This window comes from Acinetobacter sp. YH12137 (genome assembly GCF_013418535.1).
Classification (GTDB): Bacteria; Pseudomonadota; Gammaproteobacteria; order Pseudomonadales; family Moraxellaceae; genus Acinetobacter.
This window is the reverse complement of the sequence record NZ_VPBW01000075.1, coordinates 1-3,257: the sequence shown is the minus strand read 5'-3', so window position 1 is coordinate 3,257 and position 3,257 is coordinate 1. Positions and strand designations below refer to the sequence as shown.

Genomic DNA, 3,257 nt, shown 5'->3' with positions numbered 1-3,257 from the left:
ATAAAGCCGGAACCACCGGCATGATTAATCCCAAACCAATCGCATCAAGCGCGACAACAATGAGTGCGGTTATAAGTGATTTTGACATAGATGTGACTTTTATTTATCATTGATAAGTTGGCGATAATAAACTTTATCAACGATAAATTGTCAAGAGGTAATGCAATAAAATGACCAAATTGGATCGTGAGACCGTTATTCAGGCTGCACTTGAACTTCTCAACGAAGTCGGTGTTGACAATTTAACAACGCGAAAATTGGCCGAGCGCCTGAAGGTGCAGCAACCTGCTCTTTATTGGCATTTTCGCAATAAGCGCGCCCTGCTTGATGCCTTATCTGAAGCCATGTTAGAAAAAAATCACACCCGCACCGTGCCTCAGACAGGAGAAGACTGGCGTGTCTTTTTAAAAGAAAATGCACTCAGCTTTCGTAGCGCACTGCTTTCTTATCGTGATGGCGCACGCATTCATGCGGGCACACGCCCAACCAGTGCGCAATATGAGCGCGTGGAAAAACAGATCAGATTTTTATGTGAGAGCGGATTTGAACAGCCCGATGCCGTACGGGCATTAGTGATTGTCAGTCATTATACGACGGGCTCTGTCAGTGAGCAGCAAGCAGCCCTCGAAGATAGTTCTGAACGCAAACAAGCCTCAAAAGAAGCCCCTGCACAGCCATCACAGTTTCTATCTCATGCCTTTGATACATTCGATGCGGAAGGTGCCGATTTTGCCTTTGAATATGGATTGGATGCTTTAATTTCCGGTCTGGAAATGAAGAAAGCCACAAAATAACTTAGCAGATGCAACATAAAAAAGCCCCGCAAAGCGAGGCTTTTAAAATGATTAACTTAAAGATTATGCTTTTGGTGCAGCTTTTGGTTTGCGTGTTGAATAGACGACAAAGAACCCTGCAACCAAACCATAACCAAGCCATTTAAATGGCAGTATATCCGCATCTTCGCTGCGGATTGCACGTACCGCAACCGTGCCCGGACGTGTTTCCACACCCGCTTTACCACTGCTTTGAGCCGCTTCAATCTGATCAGGTGAGACGACCCATTCACGGCCTGTATATTTATCATAGGCCATAAAACCAAAGCCCACGATGAGTGCGGTGATTGCGCCTGCAATCAAACGAATGCGCATATTCATATCAAATTTCCATTATTTAATCTTGTTCAGCTTTTAAGCTGACAACAGCAAAAACATCAATTAGCAAAGCCGATCACTTATTATTATCTAATTCAAAATCACAAAATGGGGTCGTTTGCGGGAGGGGGCGGAATCCTACGCTAAGGCTTTGGCCAGCGATATTCTCCGGTGAGATTGATGTGTTCCCATCCGAGCGGCGAAACATGGGCCAAGAGATCGGGCGATAGCAGCTTTCCATCGCGTTTCTGGTTTGCAACGACCTCGCCGAGCTTCATGGTGTTCCAGAAGATGATGATGGCGGCGAGCAGATTCATGCCGGCGATGCGGTAATGCTGGCCTTCGGCGGAACGGTCGCGGATTTCACCGCGGCGGTGGAAGCTGATTGCCCGCTTCAGCGCATGATGAGCTTCGCCTTTGTTGAGCCCGATCTGGGCACGCCGTTGGAGTTCGGCATCCAGAATCCAGTCGATCATGAACAGGGTGCGCTCGACGCGACCGACTTCCCGCAGGGCTGTCGCGAGCTCGTTCTGCCGCGGATAGGAGGCGAGTTTCCGCAGAATCTGGCTTGGCGCGACGGTCCCGGCAGCAATGGTGGCGGCGATGCGCAGGATGTCGGGCCAATTGCGCTCGATCATGGCTTGGTTGACCTTTCCGCCGATCAACGCTCGCAGGTGCGCCGGGGCGGCCGACGGATTGAACGCGTAGAGCCGTTTGGATGGCAGGTCGCGGATGCGCGGAGCGAACCGGTAGCCGAGAATGGCACATGCGGCAAAGACGTGATCGGTGAAGCCGCCCGTGTCGGTGAACTGCTCGCGGATATGGCGTCCAGCATCGTTCATCAGCAGGCCATCGAGGATGTAAGGCGCTTCGCTTGCCGTTGCAGGAATCACCTGGGTTGCGAACGGCGCATATTGGTCGGAGACGTGGCTATAGGCTTTCAGGCCCGGGGTATTGCCATATTTCGCGTTGACCAGGTTCATGGCCTCACCTTGCTCTGTAGCGACGAAGAACTGTCCGTCGCTCGAAGCCGACGTGCCCATGCCCCAGAACCGGGCCATGGGTAACGCTGCCTGTGCCTCGACCACCATGGCCAGCGCCCGGTCATAGGCTTCGCCCTCGACATGCCACCGTCCAATGCGGATCAATTCCCAGAAGGTGTGGGTGTTTGTCGCATCCGCCATTTTGCGCAAGCCGAGGTTGATCCCTTCCGCCAAGATAACGTTCATTAGCCCGATCCGGTCAGCGCAGGGTGCTCCTGTGCGCAGATGGGTGAACGCTTCGGTGAAGCCGGTCGCCGCATCCACCTCCAGCAGGAGATCGGTGATGCGCGTGGGCGGGATCTGCTTGTAGAGATCGAGCACCAGATCTTCGGCGCCTGTCGGCGCGGCGGCTTCGAGTTTCTCGATATGCAGAACGCCGTTTTCAATCGACCCGCCCGGGATCGTGCCTGCGCGAGCGGCACGGCCAAGCTCGCGCAACCGCATGTCGAGGCGAGCTTGCCGGTCTGCCAGCCATTCCTCCGGCCGCAATGGCACAGCGAGACGACCGCCTTCCGCGATGGATTGTGCCGGAACGAGTGCGTGTTTCAGATCGCCATAGCGCCGGGACCTAGTAAGCCAGACATCTCCGGAGCGGAACGCATCGCGCAGATGGAACAGCACCGCGATCTCCCATAGGCGAGCGTCGCCAGCCCTCTGGGCCCGAAGGTGGCGATGCCATTTCGAGCTGGGCCGCAAGAAGCTGGTCATCGCGGCATCGTTCAAACCGGTACGAAGGGCCGTCACCGCTTCCAGAAGCGGCAGTGCAACGGGCGCAGCTCGCAGATCGAGCAGGCGCAACATGCGTGGAGCGTATCGGCGGAAGCGGTGATAACCGTCGAGCACATGATTGAGCGGATCGTCGGCCATGGTGGCGGTCAGCCTGGTTGCCATTGCAACAAGGGTTTTTAAGCCGTCCCACCCTGACCCACTCGCGATGGCACTGTTGCAAATAGTCGGTGGTGATAAACTTATCATCCCCTTTTGCTGATGGAGCTGCACATGAACCCATTCAAAGGCCGGCATTTTCAGCGTGACATCATTCTGTGGGCCGTACGCTGGTACT

3 protein-coding genes are annotated in these 3,257 nt (G+C 54.5%); 1 reads left to right on the top strand and 2 read right to left on the bottom strand.

Annotation, left to right across the window (positions count from 1 at the left end; genetic code table 11):
- Positions 1–170 precede the first annotated feature (170 nt).
- A complete protein-coding gene (gene tetR(Y), locus FTU72_RS16030; protein ID WP_011931118.1) occupies positions 171–794 on the top strand; it encodes a tetracycline resistance transcriptional repressor TetR(Y) in 624 nt (207 codons plus the stop codon).
- A gap of 63 nt (positions 795–857) precedes the next feature.
- Here tetR(Y) and FTU72_RS16025 read toward each other — a convergent pair whose 3' ends face one another.
- Both FTU72_RS16025 and FTU72_RS16020 read right to left on the bottom strand, forming a co-directional pair.
- Positions 858–1,154: a hypothetical protein gene (locus FTU72_RS16025; RefSeq protein ID WP_044501921.1), complete on the bottom strand. Its 297-nt coding sequence runs from the start codon at positions 1,152–1,154 to the stop codon at positions 858–860.
- A 140-nt stretch (positions 1,155–1,294) separates the two neighbouring features.
- Positions 1,295–3,257: Tn3 family transposase (locus FTU72_RS16020; protein WP_373682959.1), on the bottom strand; the 1,963-nt coding region annotated here is incomplete at its 5' end.

Bases quoted from the DNA above. Each gene is read 5' to 3' on its own strand.
- FTU72_RS16025 (WP_044501921.1), bottom strand. From the start codon at position 1,154: ATGAATATGCGCATTCGTTTGATTGCAGGCGCAATCACCGCACTCATC.